Origin of the sequence: Nisaea sp., assembly GCF_965216895.1 — a bacterium.
Lineage (GTDB): Bacteria > Pseudomonadota > Alphaproteobacteria > Thalassobaculales > Thalassobaculaceae > Nisaea.
In genome coordinates, this window is the sequence record NZ_OZ244205.1 from 2,131,743 (window position 1) to 2,150,415 (window position 18,673).

20 protein-coding genes and 2 riboswitches are annotated in these 18,673 nt (G+C 65.3%); of the genes, 11 read left to right on the plus strand and 9 right to left on the minus strand.

What is annotated here, in order from left to right:
* Window positions 1-111: 111 nt before the first annotated feature.
* Window positions 112-414: a hypothetical protein gene (locus ACOOE1_RS10210; RefSeq protein ID WP_420406243.1), complete on the minus strand. Its 303-nt coding sequence runs from the start codon at window positions 412-414 to the stop codon at window positions 112-114.
* Window positions 415-732: 318 nt separating this feature from the next.
* Here ACOOE1_RS10210 and ACOOE1_RS10215 point away from each other — a divergent pair, with 318 nt between their 5' ends.
* Entirely contained in the window at window positions 733-1,149 is a 417-nt protein-coding gene (locus tag ACOOE1_RS10215) for an SRPBCC family protein (RefSeq protein WP_420406244.1), read from the plus strand.
* Here the strand turns inward: ACOOE1_RS10215 and ACOOE1_RS10220 are convergent.
* Genes ACOOE1_RS10220 through ispH form a run of 4 tightly spaced genes read right to left on the minus strand, consistent with a single transcriptional unit; the run spans window position 1,146 to window position 4,684 of the window.
* Window positions 1,146-2,348: a CynX/NimT family MFS transporter gene (locus ACOOE1_RS10220; protein ID WP_420406245.1), complete on the minus strand. Its 1,203-nt coding sequence runs from the start codon at window positions 2,346-2,348 to the stop codon at window positions 1,146-1,148. The genes ACOOE1_RS10215 and ACOOE1_RS10220 overlap by 4 nt on opposite strands.
* On the minus strand, window positions 2,345-2,776 hold the full coding sequence (rnhA, locus tag ACOOE1_RS10225) for a ribonuclease HI (protein WP_420406246.1): 432 nt from the start codon (window positions 2,774-2,776) through the stop codon (window positions 2,345-2,347). Before rnhA ends, ACOOE1_RS10220 begins: the two co-directional genes overlap by 4 nt.
* The gene (locus tag ACOOE1_RS10230) at window positions 2,776-3,735 is read right to left on the minus strand and encodes a homoserine kinase (RefSeq protein ID WP_420406247.1); all 960 of its coding nucleotides are present in this window, start codon (window positions 3,733-3,735) and stop codon (window positions 2,776-2,778) included. The genes rnhA and ACOOE1_RS10230 overlap by 1 nt, the downstream gene beginning before the upstream one ends.
* A 4-nt stretch (window positions 3,736-3,739) precedes the next feature.
* Window positions 3,740-4,684: a 4-hydroxy-3-methylbut-2-enyl diphosphate reductase gene (ispH, locus tag ACOOE1_RS10235; RefSeq protein WP_420406248.1), complete on the minus strand. Its 945-nt coding sequence runs from the start codon at window positions 4,682-4,684 to the stop codon at window positions 3,740-3,742.
* Between the two features lie 137 nt (window positions 4,685-4,821).
* Here ispH and ACOOE1_RS10240 point away from each other — a divergent pair, with 137 nt between their 5' ends.
* From ACOOE1_RS10240 to ACOOE1_RS10260, 5 genes are all read left to right on the plus strand, one after another.
* Window positions 4,822-5,364, plus strand: a complete 543-nt coding sequence (locus tag ACOOE1_RS10240; RefSeq protein WP_420406249.1) for a hypothetical protein — start codon at window positions 4,822-4,824, stop codon at window positions 5,362-5,364.
* Between the two features lie 49 nt (window positions 5,365-5,413).
* Window positions 5,414-5,515: riboswitch (glycine riboswitch) on the plus strand.
* Between the two features lie 3 nt (window positions 5,516-5,518).
* Window positions 5,519-5,606: riboswitch (glycine riboswitch) on the plus strand.
* A 54-nt stretch (window positions 5,607-5,660) separates the two neighbouring features.
* A complete protein-coding gene (gene gcvT / locus ACOOE1_RS10245; RefSeq protein ID WP_420406250.1) occupies window positions 5,661-6,770 on the plus strand; it encodes a glycine cleavage system aminomethyltransferase GcvT in 1,110 nt (369 codons plus the stop codon).
* 28 nt (window positions 6,771-6,798) lie between these two features.
* The gene (gcvH, locus tag ACOOE1_RS10250; protein WP_420406251.1) at window positions 6,799-7,170 is read left to right on the plus strand and encodes a glycine cleavage system protein GcvH; all 372 of its coding nucleotides are present in this window, start codon (window positions 6,799-6,801) and stop codon (window positions 7,168-7,170) included.
* A gap of 90 nt (window positions 7,171-7,260) precedes the next feature.
* A complete protein-coding gene (gene gcvP, locus ACOOE1_RS10255; protein ID WP_420406252.1) occupies window positions 7,261-10,158 on the plus strand; it encodes an aminomethyl-transferring glycine dehydrogenase in 2,898 nt (965 codons plus the stop codon).
* Between the two features lie 6 nt (window positions 10,159-10,164).
* The gene (locus tag ACOOE1_RS10260; RefSeq protein ID WP_420406253.1) at window positions 10,165-10,632 is read left to right on the plus strand and encodes a YbaK/EbsC family protein; all 468 of its coding nucleotides are present in this window, start codon (window positions 10,165-10,167) and stop codon (window positions 10,630-10,632) included.
* A 19-nt stretch (window positions 10,633-10,651) separates the two neighbouring features.
* On the opposite strand, the gene ACOOE1_RS10265 is transcribed toward ACOOE1_RS10260, so the two are convergent.
* Together ACOOE1_RS10265 and ACOOE1_RS10270 are read right to left on the minus strand one after the other, a co-directional pair.
* Window positions 10,652-10,933 carry a hypothetical protein gene (locus ACOOE1_RS10265; RefSeq protein WP_420406254.1) on the minus strand — a complete coding sequence of 94 codons (282 nt, stop codon included), beginning with the start codon at window positions 10,931-10,933 and terminating at the stop codon, window positions 10,652-10,654.
* Between the two features lie 65 nt (window positions 10,934-10,998).
* Entirely contained in the window at window positions 10,999-11,460 is a 462-nt protein-coding gene (locus tag ACOOE1_RS10270; protein WP_420406255.1) for a MarR family winged helix-turn-helix transcriptional regulator, read from the minus strand.
* Window positions 11,461-11,590: 130 nt separating this feature from the next.
* Between ACOOE1_RS10270 and ACOOE1_RS10275 the strand changes: the two genes are divergently transcribed.
* Window positions 11,591-12,022, plus strand: coding sequence for an organic hydroperoxide resistance protein (locus ACOOE1_RS10275; RefSeq protein WP_420406256.1), 432 nt, complete (start codon window positions 11,591-11,593; stop codon window positions 12,020-12,022).
* 44 nt (window positions 12,023-12,066) lie between these two features.
* On the opposite strand, the gene ACOOE1_RS10280 is transcribed toward ACOOE1_RS10275, so the two are convergent.
* A complete protein-coding gene (locus ACOOE1_RS10280) occupies window positions 12,067-14,592 on the minus strand; it encodes an ABC transporter permease (RefSeq protein WP_420406257.1) in 2,526 nt (841 codons plus the stop codon).
* Window positions 14,592-15,326 (minus strand): ABC transporter ATP-binding protein, encoded by a 735-nt coding sequence (locus tag ACOOE1_RS10285; RefSeq protein WP_420406258.1) that lies wholly within the window; start codon window positions 15,324-15,326, stop codon window positions 14,592-14,594. The genes ACOOE1_RS10280 and ACOOE1_RS10285 overlap by 1 nt, the downstream gene beginning before the upstream one ends.
* 199 nt (window positions 15,327-15,525) lie before the next feature.
* Between ACOOE1_RS10285 and ACOOE1_RS10290 the strand changes: the two genes are divergently transcribed.
* The 4 genes from ACOOE1_RS10290 to ACOOE1_RS10305 all read left to right on the plus strand — a co-directional run bounded on the left by ACOOE1_RS10290 (window position 15,526) and on the right by ACOOE1_RS10305 (window position 18,671).
* On the plus strand, window positions 15,526-16,083 hold the full coding sequence (locus ACOOE1_RS10290) for an arylesterase (protein WP_420406418.1): 558 nt from the start codon (window positions 15,526-15,528) through the stop codon (window positions 16,081-16,083).
* 80 nt (window positions 16,084-16,163) lie between these two features.
* Complete coding sequence (locus ACOOE1_RS10295) at window positions 16,164-17,207, plus strand: NADP(H)-dependent aldo-keto reductase (protein WP_420406259.1); 1,044 nt, start codon at window positions 16,164-16,166, stop codon at window positions 17,205-17,207.
* 30 nt (window positions 17,208-17,237) lie between these two features.
* Window positions 17,238-17,861 carry an RNA 2',3'-cyclic phosphodiesterase gene (gene thpR / locus ACOOE1_RS10300; protein WP_420406260.1) on the plus strand — a complete coding sequence of 208 codons (624 nt, stop codon included), beginning with the start codon at window positions 17,238-17,240 and terminating at the stop codon, window positions 17,859-17,861.
* Window positions 17,862-17,933: 72 nt separating this feature from the next.
* Window positions 17,934-18,671, plus strand: coding sequence for a DUF1194 domain-containing protein (locus ACOOE1_RS10305; RefSeq protein ID WP_420406261.1), 738 nt, complete (start codon window positions 17,934-17,936; stop codon window positions 18,669-18,671).
* The last annotated feature ends 2 nt before the right edge of the window (window positions 18,672-18,673 follow it).

Genomic DNA, 18,673 nt, shown 5'->3' on the forward strand with positions numbered 1-18,673 from the left:
CAAAGGCCCGGTCCATCGCGTCGCAATTGGAGCATTGGCAGCGCCCGCCAAACAGTTTCGCCCGGCGCCATGCGCCGGGCAAGGACGGTATGAATCCGGAAACTCTCAGGATCAGTTGTTCTTCACAACCTTGAAGACATAGATCTGTGCCTTCCAGTTGGAGGAATGATCGATGCGGTACTGATTGCAATAGTCGCTGATTGTCGTCATCTGGGCGTTCAGGAACGTAAACGGCGGATCGACAACATCGATCTCGCATGAGCTGTTCCCATCCTGCATCAGCATTGTGCAGGTCTCGGTGTCGACAGCCGTATTCGAGACCCCCTCCACCAGCCAAGTGCCGTTGCTGTCCTGGCCGCTTACAGTTGCCTGGCAATATTCGACGGAGCCGGAATCCTGCTTCTTCACGCTCAATTGGTACGGCGCCTGCAATTCCAAGCATCGGTCGCGGATGCACTCCCGGCAAAACCAAGAACCAGCCCCAAGAACAACAGACCGGATACAATTTTCATTTCTTCCTCCAAGCAAAAAGAACAAGAAGATAAGAAATTTTCAATCAATGGGCGTCAATCGACATTTGGTGTCAAGTTGTGACATTGCGGCTGACGCGCGACTCGGACAGCGCCAAACACCCGGCTTGCGGAAACTTCAGAGTTTGGGAGCGTAGCGAACCCTTTTCGGATTTCCGTACAGGCCGTAGGCTCACTCGCAGCGATACCGAGGGAGGTTTCGATGGCGACAGTCGATATGAGCGTGAAACTGGCGGCCCCGGCGGCCGATGTCTGGGCGGTGGTGGGGGATTTCCTCAACATCCACCAGTGGCATCCGGCGGTCGACAGGACCGAGGCAATCGCCGGCGGCGGGATCCGGCGGGTCCATAGCGCCAAGAGCGGCCCGGTCTTTGACGAAGTCCAGCTCGAGCGCGACGAAGACGGTCGCAGGATGCGCTACGCGATTGTCGGCAAGCCCTTCCCGCTGGAGAACTACTCCGCCTGGATGAGTGTCGAGGATGCCGACGGCGGCTCGATCGTCCGCTGGCGCTCTGCCTTCGCCCCCGACGAGGGCGCGGAAGAGAAGGCGGCCGGTATCGTGCAGTTCATCTACAAGAGCGGCTTCGATGCGCTGTCAGAGCGCTTCGGCGCGGGCTAGCGCGCCCGGTCGACCGAGCGCACAGCGACGGTGACGAGCAACCCGAGGATACCGACGCCGATCATCGGCAGGTGACCGTTCGACCAGCCGCCGAAATAAGTTACCACGGTGGCGAAGATCGGCGCCGCCAGCAGGTTGCCGAGATTGGACCCGTGCACCACCACGCCGCTGCAGGTCGCAACCTCGGCCGCGCTGCGGGCATGGGCGGGCGCGCCGGCAAGGCAGGCCGCCGGCAGCACGCCGCAGACGCAGGACATCGCAATCGCCGCCGGTACCCGGAGCGTGTCCGGCGCGGTCCCGGCGAAAACGAACCAGGCGGTGGCGATCGCGCCGAGAAAGCTGATCGCGAGGATGACCCAGCGCGGCAGGCCGCGATGCATGAGCCAGGCCGCCCCGAGATTGCCGACCACGTTGATTACCACGACAAGCGCCCCCAACAGCGCCGCGCGCTCCAGCGAATACCCCATGTGCTCGATCAGGAAGGTCGGCATCCAGGTCATCAGGGCGAAGATGGCGCAGGCATAGAAGAAAAACGCGAGCGCGAAGAGATAGGGCGCGGGCAGGCGCAGCGTCTCGAGCACGTCCCGCAAGCCGCGGCCGCGATGCGGTTGCGGAACCCCGGACCAGCGGTCTGGATGCAACATGACCCAGAGGAGCAGAGCCATGGCGATGCAAACGGCCGAGTCGGCAAGCCAGAGACCGCGCCAGCCCCATGCGGCGAGGAAGGCGGGGGCGGCGACCATGGCGATGGCGGCGCCAACCGGGAAATAGGCCGACCAGCAGCCGAGCGCGAGGGAACGGTCGCGCGGGCGTGCGGCAGCGACGATCAGGGTCGGTGCCGATATCGAGGTCGCGAGAAAGCCGAGGCTTTCAAGGGCGCGGCCGGCGAACAGCAAGACCGCGGATTCGGAGGACACGCCGAGCGCGGAGCCCGCCGCCATGGTCAGCATCGCCCAGACCAGAAGCCGCGCCGGCCCGAGCCGGTCGGTCGCCATGCTCATGCCGATCGCGAAGATCGCCGCGAAGAGATGCAGCTGGGAGGCGAGCCAGCCGCCGCCGACCAGCGAGAGGCCGAGGTCGGTGCGCAGCTCCGGCAGGGCCAGCGGCACCTTGCCGACCTGCAGCGCGGCGACGACGCCGGCCAGGACCGCGAGGATCACGATGTCCCAGCGGGACTTCCCGTCGGCCCCGCTGCTCACGGGATGGCCAGGCGGGCCAGTTCGTCCGCGCGCTCGTTCTCGGGATGGCCGGCATGGCCCTTGACCCAGTGCCAGTCGATCTCGTGCCGGCCGCAGGCCGCCTCGAGCCGCTGCCAGAGCTCCAGGTTCTTCACCGGCTTCTTGTCCGCGGTGCGCCAGTCGCGCTTCTTCCAGCCGTGGATCCACTTGGTGATGCCGTCGCGGACATAGGTGCTGTCGGTGTAGATGTCGACATGCATCGGCCGGGTCAGCGTCTCCAGCGCGGTGATCGCGGCCATCAGTTCCATGCGGTTGTTCGTGGTCTCTTTCTCGCCGCCGGAAAGTTCCTTCTCGGCATCGCCGTAGCGCAGGATCGCGCCCCATCCGCCCGGCCCCGGATTGCCGCTGCAGGCGCCGTCGGTGAAGATCTCGACCCGTTTCGACGCCATCAGATGCCGTAACCCGCGACCGAGGAGACAGACTGATGGAAGCTCAGCTTGCGGTGATATTCCATCGGATCCTTCGGCTTCACGAAGGCCCCTTCCGGGTGGTTGATCCAGTCATAGAGCCGGGTCAGCAGAAAGCGGGTGGCGGAGCCGCGGGCAAGCACCGGCAGGGCGTCGAGCTCCTCTTTGGAGAGCCTGCGGACCGCGTCGTAGGACGAGATCATCTGCCGGGCCTTTGTCACGTTGAAGCTGCCGTCCGTCTCGAAACACCAGGCGTTGAGGCAGATCGCGAGGTCGTAGACCAGCATGTCGGTGCAGGCGAAATAGAAGTCGATGAAACCCGAGACCCTGTCGCCGAGGAAGAAGACATTGTCCGGAAAAAGATCGGCATGGACCACGCCGCGCGGCAGGCCTTTCGGCCAGTTCGTCTCCAGGAAGTCGATCTCCGCCTCGAGGAAGGCAAAGAGTCCCGATTTCACTTCGTCCGACTGCGGGCCGCAGGAGTCGAGCAGAGGGCGCCAGGACGCAACGGAGAGATTGTTCTCCCGCACCATGGCGAAATCAGCCCCCAGCGCGTGCATGCGGGCGAGCTCGCCGCCGAGCGCATGACAGTGCGCGGGCGTCACCTTGCGGTGCCAGACGCCGTCCAGGAAAGTCACCACCGCGGCCGGCCGGCCGTTCAGCGTGCTCAGCACCGCGCCTGAGCGGGCGCGCACCGGCTGCGGGCAGGACAGCCCCTTGGCCGATAGGTGATCCATCAGGTTGAGGAAGAAGGGCAGATCGTCCGCGTCGACACGCTTCTCGTACAGCGTGAGGATGTAGGTGCCCCCGGTCGTCCGAACCATGAAGTTCGAGTTCTCGACCCCCTCCGCGATGCCCGCGAAGGAGAGCGGCTCGCCGATGTCGTATGCTTTCAGGAAGGATTCGAGATCCTCGTCGGAAACGGAGGTATAGACGGCCACGGGATCAGCTCGCCAGGTCGCGGGGCAGTTTGAAGCGAACGTCCTCGCGGGCGACCGTGACCTCCTCGATGGTGACGTTCCGCCGCGCGCGGCAGGCCTCGATCACCTCGTCCACCAGTATTTCGGGCGCCGAGGCGCCGGCGGTGATGCCGAGCACCGAGACATCCGCCATCCAGTCCCAGTCGATGTCGATCGCGCGCTGGATCAGCAGCGCCTTCTCGCAGCCGCGTCCCCTGGCGACCTCTACGAGACGCTTGGAGTTGGAGGAATTCGGTGCGCCGATCACGACCATGCCGTCGCAGCGCTCGGCGATCGCCTTCACCGCCTCCTGGCGGTTGGTGGTGGCGTAGCAGATATCTTCCTTGGCCGGCGCGACCATCTTCGGAAAGCGACGCTGCAGCACCGCGACGATCTCCGCGGTATCATCGACCGAGAGCGTGGTCTGGGTGATATAGGCGAGATCCGGACGGCCCTCGAAACTGACCGTCTCCGCATCCTCGCGGGTCTCGACAAGGGTGATCGCTCCGTCCGGAACCTGCCCCATGGTGCCGATCACTTCGGGATGCCCCGCATGGCCGATCAGCACGATGTGACGGCCCTGCTTGAGATGACGCTCGGCTTCCAGGTGCACCTTGCTGACGAGCGGACAGGTGGCGTCGAGATAGACCATCTTGCGCCGCTCCGCCTCGGCCGGGACGGATTTCGGCACCCCGTGGGCGCTGAACACGACCGGCGCGTCGACCGGCACCTGATCCAGTTCCTCGACGAAGACCGCGCCCTTCCTTTCCAGCCCCTCGACCACGTAGCGGTTATGCACGATCTCGTGCCGCACATAGACCGGCGCGCCATACTTCTCGAGGCTGCGCTCGACAATCTGGATCGCACGGTCCACCCCGGCGCAGAAACCGCGCGGCGTTGCCAGCAATATGGTGAGATCGGCTCGGGTCATGCCCCGCGATGTAGTCCGTCTGCCGGGACTTGTCCATAGAAGACAGACCGCGACGCTTTGCAGGCTCCGGGCCATTTGCGGGCATGGAGTGATCGGGTTAGTGTGGCCGCGTTTCAAACCCTGACAGAGCTGGCCCCATGCTTTCCCGTCTGCGTCTCCGCTCCGTGACCCGCGCCGCGTTCCCGCTGGCGCTGCTGGCTCTGTTGGCGGCCTGTTCTTCGGATGACGGCCCGCCGCCGGGCTGCCCCAAGACAGATTTCGTCAGCGATCTCGATCAAATGACGGCATTTGCCGACGACGCCGTCGGCGACCTCACCGACGTGCGATTCGATGCCCGCCTCGGCGGCCTCAGCGCGGTCTGCAATTTCGAGCGCGACGGCCTGGTGATGGATATCGCCTTCCAGGTCGTCGCCACGCGCGGCCCGGCGAACCGGGCCAACCGGGCGGATGTTACCTATTTCCTCGCCATCGCCGACGAGACCGGTTCCGTCATTGCCAAGGAGACCTTCAGCAATACCCTGCCTTTCAAGGGGAATCTGCGCCGTGTCGCGGTCACCGACGAGTTTGCACCGAGGATTCCCTACACGGCGGACAAACTGACCCTGAACAGATACCGGGTGCTGATCGGCTTCCAGCTGACGCCGGAGCAGCTTAGGTACAATCGCGGTCAGCGGCGCTGAGCCCTCTTTTCTTTTCTCCCGCGCCCGATTATCCTTGCCGCCACTACCGATGACCCTCGAGGGAGAGATCGGCCCACTTGTTGCCACCGGGCCGGCGCCGAAGGAGCAACCGCCCCCGGAAACTCTCAGGCAAAAGGACTTCGAGGCGAGGATTCTCTGGAAAGCAGGCGGGAAACCGCCTCACCCACGGTGAAAGCCCGGCACAGAGTTCGCCGGGTGAATCTCTCAGGTTAGCGACAGAGGGGGCAGGTTCCGGCATTTCGCCGGGATGCCTTACGCTGACCGGAGAGTGACCCATGTCGGACCAGAGCTCGGACCAGACCCTTCTCAAGACACCGCTGCATGCATTGCATGTCGAGCTCGGCGCCAAGATGGTGCCGTTCGCCGGCTATGACATGCCCGTACAATACCCGATGGGCGTGAAAGCGGAGCATCTGCATACCCGCGCAAAGGCGGGGCTGTTCGACGTCTCCCATATGGGACAGGTGAAACTGACCGGCCCCGACGCGGCGCGCGATCTCGAACGGCTGGTGCCGGGCGATCTCGACGGGCTCAGACACGGGCATATGCGCTATACGATGTTCACCAACGAGTCCGGCGGCATCCTCGACGACCTGATGGTCTGCCGGATCGAGGGCGGGCTGATGGTCGTGGTGAACGCGGCCTGCAAGGATGCCGACATCCGCCACATGCGTGCGCATCTTTCCTCGGACATCGAGGTCCTGGAGGATCGCGCCCTGATCGCGCTGCAGGGCCCCGGCGCCGAGATGGCGCTGTCCGCCCTCGCGCCCGCGGCGGCCACCCTCACTTTCATGACCGGCATGGAAATCGATATCGACGGGGTTCTCTGCTTCGTCACCCGCTCCGGCTATACCGGCGAGGACGGCTACGAAATATCTGTTCCGGCCGGCCAGGCCGACGCCCTCGCGCGCAAGCTGCTGGCGCAGGACCATGTCGAGGCGATCGGTCTCGGCGCCCGCGATTCGCTGCGCCTCGAAGCCGGGCTTTGTCTCTACGGCCATGATATCGACGAGACCACGACTCCGGTCGAGGCCGCGCTGACCTGGTCGATCGGCAAGCGCCGGCGCGCCAAAGGCGGCTTCCCCGGCGCCGAGGTGATTCTGAAGCAGATCGCCGAGGGCACAAGCCGCAAACGCGTCGGCATCCTGCCGGAGGGCCGCGCGCCCGCCCGCGAGGGCACCGAGATCCAGGCGCCGGACGGCACCACCATCGGCGCGATCACCAGCGGCGGCTTCGGCCCCACGCTCGAGGCACCGGTCGCGATGGGTTACGTCGGGGCGGAACATGCCACCGCCGGAAGCGCCGTAAATGTTGTCGTTCGGGGCAAAGCCCTACCGGCCAGGACTGCCAAGATGCCGTTCGTTCCGAACGGTTACAAACGTTGAAAACAAAGCACCCGAGGGGAACAGAGAGATGAGCGAGCGCCGCTATACCGAAGACCATGAATGGATCGATCTCGACGGCGAGATCGGCACCGTCGGCATCACCGACTTCGCCCAGGAACAGCTCGGCGAAGTCGTCTTCGTGGAAGTCCCGGATGTCGGCAAGCAGGTCGCCAAGGGCGACGAGACCGCCGTTGTCGAATCCGTGAAGGCCGCGAGCGAACTCTACGCCCCGGTGGCGGGCGAAGTGGTCGAAGCGAACGATGCGCTCGCCGACACGCCGGACCTGGTGAACAGCGATCCGGAAGGCGCGGCCTGGTTCTACAAGATGAAGATCTCCGACAAGGCCGAGTTCGAGGCCCTGATGGATGCCGATGCCTACAAGGCCCACACCGAGGCCTGAGGTACGGGCGTGGCCCCCGACGGGAAACCGGCCGCGCCCCAACAAAGCGAAGAACGACGCACGGCCCCGGTGCCGGAAGGAGCAGACGCGATGAGCGCGATGACGGACAACAGACTGGCCTTTGCCGAACAGGAAGAGAGCGACGAGTTCATTCGCCGCCATATCGGTCCGAGCCAGGAAGAACAGACGGCCATGCTCGCGGCCCTCGGTTACGAGAGCCTCGACGCCCTGATCGACGATGCCGTTCCGCCGAAAATCCGCTCCAAAGACGCGCTCGCCCTGCCGCCCGCCCAGACCGAGAGCGCCGTCCTGCAGAAGCTGCGGCAATACGCCAACAACAATGTGGTGAACCGCTCGCTGATCGGCATGGGATATTACGGTACCCGCGTCCCGGCCGTGATCCAGCGCAACATCCTTGAGAACCCGGCCTGGTACACCGCCTACACGCCCTACCAGCCGGAGATCAGCCAGGGCCGTCTGGAAATGCTGCTGAACTTCCAGACCATGGTCTCGGACCTGACAGGCCTGGAGATCGCCAACGCCTCCCTGCTCGACGAGGCGACCGCGGCCGCCGAGGCCATGGCGTTCTGCCAGAAGGCCTCCAGGAACAAGGGCAATGTCTTCTTCGCCTCCGCGAACTGCCACCCGCAGACCATCGACGTGCTGAAAACCCGAGCCGCGCCGATCGGCATTTCCGTCGTCGTCGGCGACGAGAGCGAAGGATTTCCGGAAGACGCCTTCGCCGTGCTGCTGCAGTACCCGGACACCAACGGCGCGGTCTCGGACTATGCCGCCATCGTCGAGAAGGCGCATGCGCAGGGTGCCCTCGCCGTGGTCGCGGCGGACCTTCTCGCCCTGACCCAGCTCACCCCTCCGGGCGAGTTCGGCGCCGATGTCGCCATCGGCACCAGCCAGCGCTTCGGTGTTCCGCTCGGCTTCGGCGGCCCGCATGCCGCCTATTTCGCGACGAAGGACGCGTACAAACGCTCGATCCCGGGCCGCATCGTCGGCGTCTCGGTGGACCGCAACGGCGACAAGGCATACCGCCTCGCGCTACAGACCCGCGAGCAGCATATCCGGCGCGAGAAGGCGACCAGCAACATCTGTACGGCCCAGGTCCTGCTCGCGGTCATGGCCGCCGCCTATGCCTGCTATCACGGGCCAGACGGGCTCCGGAAGATCGGCCGCCGGGTACATCGCCGCACCGCGATCCTGGCGCAGGGCCTGCGCGACCTCGGATACAAGATCGCCCATGACCGCTTCTTCGACACCATCCTCGTCGAAACCGGCGACTGGACCGGCTCCGTCATCGAGGCGGCCCGCATCGAAGGCGTGAACCTGCGGATCTTCGAAGACAACAAGGTCGGCATCTCGCTCGACGAGACCTGCACCAGGGAACTGGTCGAGCGGCTCTGGGCCATGATGGCCTTCGATTCGATGAAGGAGCTGACCTACGAGGAGGTCTCCGGCCGCACGCCGGACGCGCTGCCAGAGACACTGGTGCGAAAGAGCGACTTCCTCACCCATCCGGCCTTCAACAGCTACCACTCCGAGACCGAGATGCTGCGCTATCTGCGCCGCCTTGCGGACAAGGACGTGGCGCTCGACCGCTCGATGATCCCGCTCGGCTCCTGCACCATGAAGCTGAACGCGACCACAGAGATGATCCCGGTGACCTGGGCCGCCTTCTCCGACGTGCATCCCTTCGCCCCGCGCGACCAGGTCGAGGGCTATCACCAGATGATCTCGGAGCTCGAGCGGATGCTGGCAGAGATCACCGGCTATGCCGCCGTCTCGCTGCAACCGAACGCCGGCTCCCAAGGCGAATATGCCGGCCTGCTGGCGATCCGCGCCTATCACGAGAGCCGGGGCGAGAGCGGACGGAACATCTGTCTGATCCCGAGTTCGGCCCACGGCACCAACCCGGCCTCGGCCGCGATGGCGGGGATGAAGGTCGTGGTCGTAAAATGCGACGAGAACGGCAATGTCGATATGGAGGACCTGAAGGCGAAGGCGGAGCAGCACAGAGCCAGCCTCGCCGCGCTCATGGTCACCTATCCCTCGACCCACGGCGTCTTCGAGGAAACCATCACCGAGATCTGCGACCTGATCCACGAGCATGGCGGGCAGGTCTACATGGACGGCGCCAACCTCAATGCCATGGTCGGGATCTGCAAGCCGGGCCAGTTCGGCTCCGATGTCAGCCACCTCAACCTGCACAAGACCTTCTGCATCCCGCATGGCGGCGGCGGCCCCGGCGTCGGCCCGATCGGTGTCGGTGCACATCTCGCCCCCTTCCTGCCCGGCCACAACGCGCTCGGCACGCCGGAAAGCGCGATCGGTCCGGTCAGCGCGGCGCCCTACGGCAGCGCAGGCATCCTGCCGATCTCCTGGAGCTATATCGAACTGATGGGCGCCAACGGCCTCCGGGACGCGACAGAGGTGGCGATCCTTTCGGCCAACTACATCGCCCGCCGTCTCGAGGACCACTATCCGGTACTCTACAAAGGCAAGAAAGGTCTCGTCGCGCATGAATGCATCATCGATCTGCGTCCGCTGAAGGACGCGACCGGCGTCACCGTCGACGACGTCGCGAAAAGGCTGATGGACTACGGCTTCCATGCCCCGACCATGTCCTTCCCGGTGCCCGGCACGCTGATGATCGAGCCGACCGAGAGCGAGCCGCTCTCCGAGCTGAACAGATTCTGCGAGGCGATGATCGCGATCCGCAAGGAAATCCGGGAGATCGAGGAGGGCAAGCTGACCCACGAGGAAAGCCCGCTCGCCTTCGCGCCGCACACCGCGTCCGACCTGATGGCGGACGACTGGGACCGGAAGTATCCCCGCGAACGCGGGGCCTTCCCGGTGAAGTCCCTGCGCGAAGCCAAGTACTGGCCACCGGTGGCCCGGATCGACCAGGCCTACGGCGACAAGAACCTGATCTGCTCCTGCCCGCCGCTCGAGGCCTACCAGGACGCGGCCGAGTAAAGCGTCATGAGCAAGAGCGTCAACCGCGTCAAGGCTGCGGCGGAAGCTGCCGGCCTTGCCACAGAAATCCTGCGCATGCCGGACTCGACCCGGACCGCGGAAGAGGCGGCCGCGGCCTGCGGCTGCGAGGTCGGACAGATCGTTAAATCGCTGATCTTCAAGGGCGCGGAGAGCGGCGAACTGAAACTGCTGCTGGTCTCCGGCAGCAACCAGGTCGACCTCGCGAAGGCCGCCGCCGCCGCGGGAGAGCCTTTGGGGCGGGCCGACCCGAAAGAGGTGCGCGAGATCACAGGGTTCGCGATCGGCGGCGTTTCGCCGATCGGGCATCTCGTTCCGGTCGCGACCTGGATGGACGAAGACCTGCTCGGCTATCCGACCGTCTGGGCTGCGGCGGGCGCGCCAAACGCGGTGTTCGAAGTCGCCCCGTCCGCGCTCCGCGCGGCCGCCAACGCCACGGTCGCGGCACTCACCTAGAAACGGCTCTACGGCAAGATCAGAGCTTCAGACCCTTGCCGTCGTCCTCGCCGCTTTTCTTCTCGTCCGCTTCGGGTGCATCGGGTTTCACCCGGCGGATGATAATGTCCCCGTTCGGCAGGACTTCCGGCGGCTCGTATTGCGGGATCGAGGAGAAGAAAGCCCTCAGGCCGTCGATCACGAGTTGCGCGCCGCGCTCGATGGTATCGGCGGGCGCTTCGTCTGTAGCCGCACGCGCCGGGCCGCCGGCCACGGCAAGCGTCAGCCCAAGCAGGAATACGGTCGGCGGAATGATCTTCATCTCGGAGCTCCTCGGTCGATGGCCTTCATGATAGCGATGATTTGGCCGACAAAAAGGCGCCGCAATCAGGCTTCGCGCCCGGCGACCAGAGCGTCGGCGACGCCGGATACGCTGCTGACGAGCGGCCGGGTTTCTTCATGAGCCATGCCGAGGGTCTCAAGAACGCACTGCGTCACCCCCTGCGATCTCTCCTGCATCGCCCGGCCGGTTTCGGTCAGGGAGACCAAGACCTGCCGCTCATCGTTGGCAGCCCGGCGCCTGTGCACGAGTCCCGCTGTCTCCAGGCGCTTCAGGAGAGGTGTGAGGGTATTGGATTCCAGATGCAGCAGCGCGCCGAGCTGGCCGACATTCTGGTCGTCCCGTTCCCAGAGCGCGAGCAGCACCAGATATTGCGGATAGGTCAATCCGAGCTCGCCGAGCAGCGGTTTATAGACCCGGTTCATCGCGTGATGCGCCTTGTAGAGGGCGAAGCAGAGCATGTCCTCCAGCGGCGGACGTACAATCTGGTCGGCAGGTGCGGCGGGCATATCTCTCTCCAAGCGCTTTCAGACCTCAATTTAGTTGTGCGCGATTAAATCGCAAGCGCTTGACTCCTGCACGTGAATCGCCATTTAAATCGTGCACGATATTTCTAACCCTCGAGAAGGAGATGATACGATGCCCGTGGATGTTCTCTACACGACCGGCGCCACCGCGACCGGCGGACGCGACGGCAAGGCCAAGACCAGTGACGGCGCTTTCGAGGTGACCCTCGCGACCCCGAAGGAACTGGGCGGGGCCGGCGGGGCCGGCAATAACCCGGAACAGCTCTTCGCGGCCGGATACGCCGCGTGCTTCCTCGGCGCGATGAAGTTCGTCGCCTCCCAAGATCAGTCGGACGTGACGATCACCGAGGACACCACGGTCAGTTCCGAGGTCGGCATCGGGCCGCGTTCGGAAGGCGGTTTCGGCCTCGAGGTCTCGCTCAGCGTTTCGATCCCGGGCGCGGACAAAGCGGCAGTTCAGGATCTGGTCGAGAAAGCCCACCAGGTCTGCCCCTATTCCAACGCGACGCGGAACAATATCGACGTGAAACTCTCGGTCGCCTGACCCGACGGGGCGCAGGGGCCGCTCCGGCAGGAGCGGCCCGTCCCCTACTCGTTTCTAAGCAGCGGTGCCGCCTTCTGCGAGAGAGCGCTCCAGGTCCCGACGAGGCCGAGCCCGATGGTCAGCAGCGTCGAGAGGGCGGCGGTCGCAACCACCGAAACCGTATCGAAGGCGAAATCCGCGCGCATCAGCAGGGCAATTACAAGGTAGCCGATGACCGTCCCGATCAGGGCCGAGACCAGCGAGGTCGCGAGCCCGAGGAGGCCGTACTCCATGACATAGGCGGTCAGCACCTTGCGCCGTGTCGCGCCGAGCACCTTCAACACCACCGCATCGTAGATCCGCCGCTGATGACCGGAAATCACCGCTCCCGCGAGCACCAGCACGCCGGCGAGCAGGGTCACGGAGGCCGTGATGCGGATCGCGATCCCCACCGCGTCCATGATCCGGCCGGCATTCTCCAGCGCGTCCTTCACCCTGATTGCGGAGACATTGGGGAAGCGGTCTGTCACTGCGCGCTGCACCGCCTCCTCCGCCTCCGGCGTGTCCGCGTAGACCGTCGAGATGATGCTGTGCGGCGCCGCCTCGAGCGTACCCGGGGCGAAGACGAAGACGAAATTCATCCCGAGGGACTGCCACTCGATATTGCGCAGATTGTGCACCGTTGCGGTGATCTCGCGGCCGAGCACGTTCAGCTTGATCGTGTCGCCGATGCCGATGCCGTAACCGCGCGCGATCTCCGCGTCGAAGGAGAGCAGCGGCGGCCCCTCGTAATCCGACGGCCACCATTCGCCCTCGACCAGGTCGGTGCCGGGCGGCGGGGTCGCGGCGTAGGTCAGGCCGCGGTCGCCGTTGATGGTCCATTGCACGTCCGGATCGACCTTGCGCTCGCCGGCGGGCACGCCCGCGATCTCGACGATCCGGCCACGCACCATCGGCGTGCGCTCCATCTTCCCGATGCCGGGGACGCTCTCCACCGTGGTGATGAAGTCCTCGACCTGGTGCGGCTGGATGTCGATGAAGAAGTAGGACGGTGCCATTTCGGGAAGCTGCTCCCGAAGCTGGCGGGACAGATTGGCCTCCACCAGCGCGATCGCGACCAGAACCGTGAGGCCGAGCCCGAGCGAAAGTATGACGCTCGCGGTCGGTGCGCCCGGCCGATGCAGGTTGGCGACCGCGAGGCGGAGGTCGGGCCGCTTCGGCGCCGGAACGGCACGGGCGGCGCGGACGACCAGCAGCGCTCCGCCGCCGAACAGCAGCAGGACGCCGACGGCGCCGGCGATGAAGGACCCGGCAAGCTTCGGATCGTCGGTCGTGACCAGGACGAGGGCGGCAAGCGCGACGGCGCTGACAGCGCTCCAGAGAATGTAGCGCCGTGGTGGACGGCCGCCCGGCGGAACGATCAGGGCCCTGAAGAGCTGCGCCGCGCGCACCGATCCCGCACGACCGAGCGGCCAGAGCGAGAAGGCGATGGTGGTGAGATAGCCGAACGCGCCGGCGCCGAGGAGCGGCCCCCAGTAGATCCCGCCCGGAACCTCGAACGGCAGCATGCCGGAGACCAGCCTGCCGGCGATCAGCGGCGCCACCGCGCCGAACAGGAGACCGATGCCGATACCGACCGAGGCCACGGCCATGATCTGGATGAAATAGGCAGTGAAAACCGTCGAGGTCGAGGCGCCGAGACATTTCAGCGTGGCGATGGTCGCCATCCGGCGGTCGAGAAAGCTGCGCACCGCGTTGGCGATGCCGACTCCGCCAACCAGGAGCGCCGTCAACCCGACGAGGGTGAGAAACTGCGTCACGCGTGAAATGAAACGGTCGAAGCCGGGCGCCGCCCGGTCGACACCGCGGATTCGCCAGCCGGCATCGGGGAATTTCGCGTTTGTCCGTTCGATCCAGTCCGCTCCGGCAACGTCCGATTCGAGCGCGATGCGGTAATGGAAACGGATCAGACTGCCGCGCTGGACCAGTCCGGTCTCCGGGAGGGCGGCCGTGGAGATCATCACGCGCGGCCCGAAGGACGCGAAACTGACGGCCCGGTCGGGTTCCTTGACGATGATGTCACGGACCTCTACTTCGGCCTCGCCGATCCTCAGGCGGTCACCCGGCGCCAGTTCCAGCCGCGCCGCGAGCGAGCTGTCGATGACCGCGCCGAAGACGCCGCCGCGCGCGGCGAGGACCTCCTGGATCGCACCGCCGTTCCGGAGATCCATGGCGCCGAACAACGGATAGGTGTCGCTGACACCTTTGAGTTCAACCAGGGTCCGGCGGTCACCGTCGGATTTGCGCGCCATGGCACGCATTTCCACCGTTTCCGCGACGCGGCCGGACTGGCGGAACCAGGCCTCTTGTTCCTGCGTCGCCTCGCGATGGCTGAAGCGGATATCGACATCGCCGCCGAGAATCTCCCGCGCATCCCGCTCCACACCCGCCATCATGGCGAAGGAGACGGAGCCGACGCCGGCCATGGCGGCGACGCCGAGGGCGAGACAGGCAAGGAAGACCCGGAAGGAGGAGGCGCTGCCACGCAATTCGCGCCGCGCGATCTTGAGAGCGATGGACAGGTTTTCCATCAGGCGCTCTGCCGCTTGCCCGCCGTCTTGGCGGTCTCCGCGACGGCACGCACGGGACGCGGGCCGGTGTCCTCGACGATCTTGCCGTCGGCCATCGAGATGACCCGGGAGGAGTGCTCGGCAAGCGCCATGTCATGAGTGATCAGCACCAGGGTAGTGCCGTGTCGCTCGCTCAACTCGAAAAGCAGTTCCATAATCCGGTCGCCCGTGGCGCCATCGAGATTCCCGGTCGGCTCGTCCGCCAGCAACAGTTTCGGACGGGTGACGAAGGCGCGGGCGATCGCCACGCGCTGCTGCTCGCCGCCGGAGAGCTGGTCCGGGTAGTGCGTCACCCGGTGGCCCAGTCCTACCCGATCGAGGCTCTCCCCGGCGAGTGCGAAGGCCTCCGGATGCCCGGCAAGTTCGAGCGGTATGGCCACATTCTCCAGCGCTGTCATCGTCGGCACCAGCCGGAAGGCCTGGAACACGATCCCGACCGTATCGCGACGGAACTCGGCGAGCGCATCCTCGTTCATCTTCGAAAGGTCGTGACCGGCGACAGTGACGGACCCGGAACTCGCCTGCTCCAGCCCGCCCATCACCATCATCAGGGTGGATTTCCCGGCACCGGACGGACCGACGATGCTGACGGTCTCGCTGTCGCTCACGTCGAGATCGATACCGCGCAGGATATTGACCTCGCCCGCCCCGCTTCTCAGGTTAAGGTGCAGGTCGGACAACCGGATCAGTGACATGAGTTCCTCTTCTATAATCCGTCGGCAAAGCAGGCATGGATCGCCGAATATACCGGGAAAGGGCGCGTCCCGGGCATATGGGGACGGCAATGCGTATTGCAACGCCGCATACCGAACCGTTCGCGCGTCGCTCCTCGCATTTGCGGCGCTTCTTGCTTACTTCTACGCGGCGACCGGGCCGGCGGATGCCGAAACCCGCATTCTCGGGCTTGGCGACAGCCTGATGGCCGGCTACGGCCTGCCCCCGGGCGAAAGCTTTCCCGACCAGCTCCAGCGCGCCCTCGCAGCCGAGGGACTGCAGGTCGAGGTGACGAATGCCGGGGTTTCCGGCGATACCAGTGCCGGCGGCCGCGCGCGGCTCGACTGGGCCCTCGCCTCCGATCCGCATGCCGTGATCCTGGAGCTCGGCGCCAATGACGGCTTGCGCGGCCTCGACCCGGCGGAGACACGGCGCAATCTCGACGCGATCCTCACCACGCTCGGAGAACGCGGTCTGCCGGTGCTCCTCGCGGGCATGCTCGCTCCGCCCAATCTCGGCCGGGAATACGGCGTGGAATTCGAGGCCGTGTTCCGCGACCTGGCGGAGCAGCACGGGGCGCTGTTCTATCCCTTCTTCCTAGACGGTGTCGCCGGCGATCCCGCGCTCAACCAGGCGGATGGCATCCATCCGACCTCGAAAGGCGTGTCCGTGATCGTCGAGCGCATTCTCCCGCAGGTGAAAGCACTCATTGCGCGGAGCGAAACAGCTGCCCGTTGATCCCCGACGGAGACCCCGACTAAACTCCGCCTCTTCCGGGCCCGTCCCGCCCGCCTGAAATCAATGGAAGAGATCAATCGATGGAATACCGCCCGCTTGGACGAACGGACCTGCGCGTCAGTGTGATCTGCCTCGGCACCATGACCTACGGCGAACAGAACACCGAGGCCGAAGGTCACGATCAGATGGACTACGCGCTGGAGCGCGGCGTCAACTTCTTCGATACGGCGGAGATGTATTCCGTACCGCCGCGGGCCGAGACCTACGGCCGCACCGAAGAGGTCATCGGCACCTGGTTCAAGGCCAGCGGCAAGCGCGACAAGGTGATCCTTGCGACCAAGGCGGTGGGACCGGGCGAACGCTTCGCCCATATCCGCGACGGCAAGCCGAGATTCGACCGTGCGCACCTCACGCAGGCGGTCGAAGACAGCCTGAAGCGGCTGCAGACGGACTATATCGACCTCTACCAGCTGCACTGGCCGGAGCGCAGCGTGAACAGTTTCGGCAAGCTCGGCTACACCCATGTCGAGGACGAGGCCTGGACGCCGCTGGAGGAAAGCCTCGGCGTGCTCGCGGACCTCGTCAAGCAAGGCAAGATCCGTCATGTCGGGCTTTCCAACGAGACACCCTGGGGTGCGATGAAATGCGTCTCGCTCGCGGAGACGATGGGGCTGCCGCGGGTGGTCTCGATCCAGAATCCCTACAACCTGCTGAACCGGAGCTTCGAGGTCGGGCTGGCGGAAGTGGCGATCCGCGAGAACTGCGGCCTGCTCGCCTATTCGCCCATCGCCGGCGGCGTCCTCAGCGGCAAGTATCTCGACGGCGCAAAGCCGGCCGGCGCCCGGATGACCATGTTCCCGGGCAATTTCTCCCGCTATTCGACGCCGAACGCGGAGCCCGCCACCATCGCCTATGCCGAGCTCGCCCGAGAGTTCGGATTCGCGCCTGCGGACCTTGCCAACGCCTTCGTCAACACCCGCCGGTTCACCACCTCGAACATTATCGGGGCGACCACGATGGAACAGCTGAAAAGCAATATCGATACGTGGGATATGACCCTTCCGGACGATCTCCTGGAGGAGATCGAGCGCATCCATCACCTCTACTGCATGCCCTGTCCTTGACAGGAAACGCGAGCGTGATACGCAGCTTGTATGAACAGGTTGTTCGTCGCGCTCGCGCTGCCCGAGCATGTCAGGTCCGCCCTGACAGGTCTGCGGCGCGGTTTTCCGGGAGCCCGCTGGGTCGCCGAGGAGAACTTTCACCTGACGCTCCGCTTCATCGGTGAGGTCGACAACCGGGCGATGGACGATATCGTGGAACGGCTGGACCGGATCCGCGAGCCCGGTTTCGACCTCGAGATCGACGGCTTCGGCTGCTTCGAGACCAAGGGCAAGGTTCGGGCACTCTGGGCCCGGACTCCCGCCAGCGACGAGCTTTCTCACCTGCAACGCAAGATCGACACCGCGCTCGATTCGGTCGGCGCGGCGCGTGAGACCCGCAAGTTCAAGCCGCATATCACGCTGGCGCGCTTCAGAGATGCACCGCTCGACCGGGTGAACAGCCTGATCTGCGAGGCGAGCCCGTTCCGCGTCGCGCCTTTCCCGGTCGGGTCTTTCACGCTCTACCGCAGCTTTCTGAACCGGGACGGACCGATCTACCGCCCGGAAGTGGTCTATCCGCTCGACGGCGACGACTTCTCCGATCCCTATTTCGACGAGTTCCGGGACGACGAGGAACCCGACTGGGAAGAAAGCGAAGCGGTTCCGTCACATTAGCCGCCGGCAGACACGGATTCTTCACAATGTCCTGCAAGGATGGGGACCCGACAGAAACAGCCTTGGTGAACCATGCTGCGCCTCGTCCTTGCCGTGCTCTGCCTCCTGACCGTCGCCCCGGCCACGGGACGGGCCGAGATCCCGGTCGATATCGAACTGGTCCTGGCGATCGACTGCTCCTCCAGCGTCGATGACGAAGAGTTCTCCCTTCAGGTCGCCGGCATGGCGAATGCCTTCCGCGACCCGATGATCCAAGAGGCGATCCAGGGTGGGGTCGAGGGGGCGATCGGGATCTCGGTGATCCAATGGTCCAGCGACCGCTTCCAGAACGTGGCGGTCCCGTGGCGGCTGCTAGCCGGTCCGACCGACGCCGACAGGATCGCGGACGAGATCGCCGCCATGCCCCGCACCATCGGAACCGGCGCCACCTCGATCGCAAATGCGCTACTGTTCGCCGCCGAAACCTTTAACGGCAACGGCATGGAGGGCTACCGCCGGGTGATCGACATGTCGGCGGACGGCGAGAACAACCAGGGTCTCGACCTTCACGTCGCGCGGGCCCAGGTGCTGGCCCGCGGCATCACCATCAACGGCCTCGCCATCCGCAACGAATTCCCCCATCTCGACATCTATTTTCAGGACCGGGTGATCGGCGGCGACCGGGCCTTTGCCGAAACGGCAAAGGACTACGTGGACTACCGGAACGCGATTTTCCGCAAACTGTTCCGTGAGCTGCGCGACGTGCCCGTTGCAGTCGGACCGAGCCTTGACCCATCATGGAAAGAGGCCTCGCTCCTGCCGCATCCCTGAGG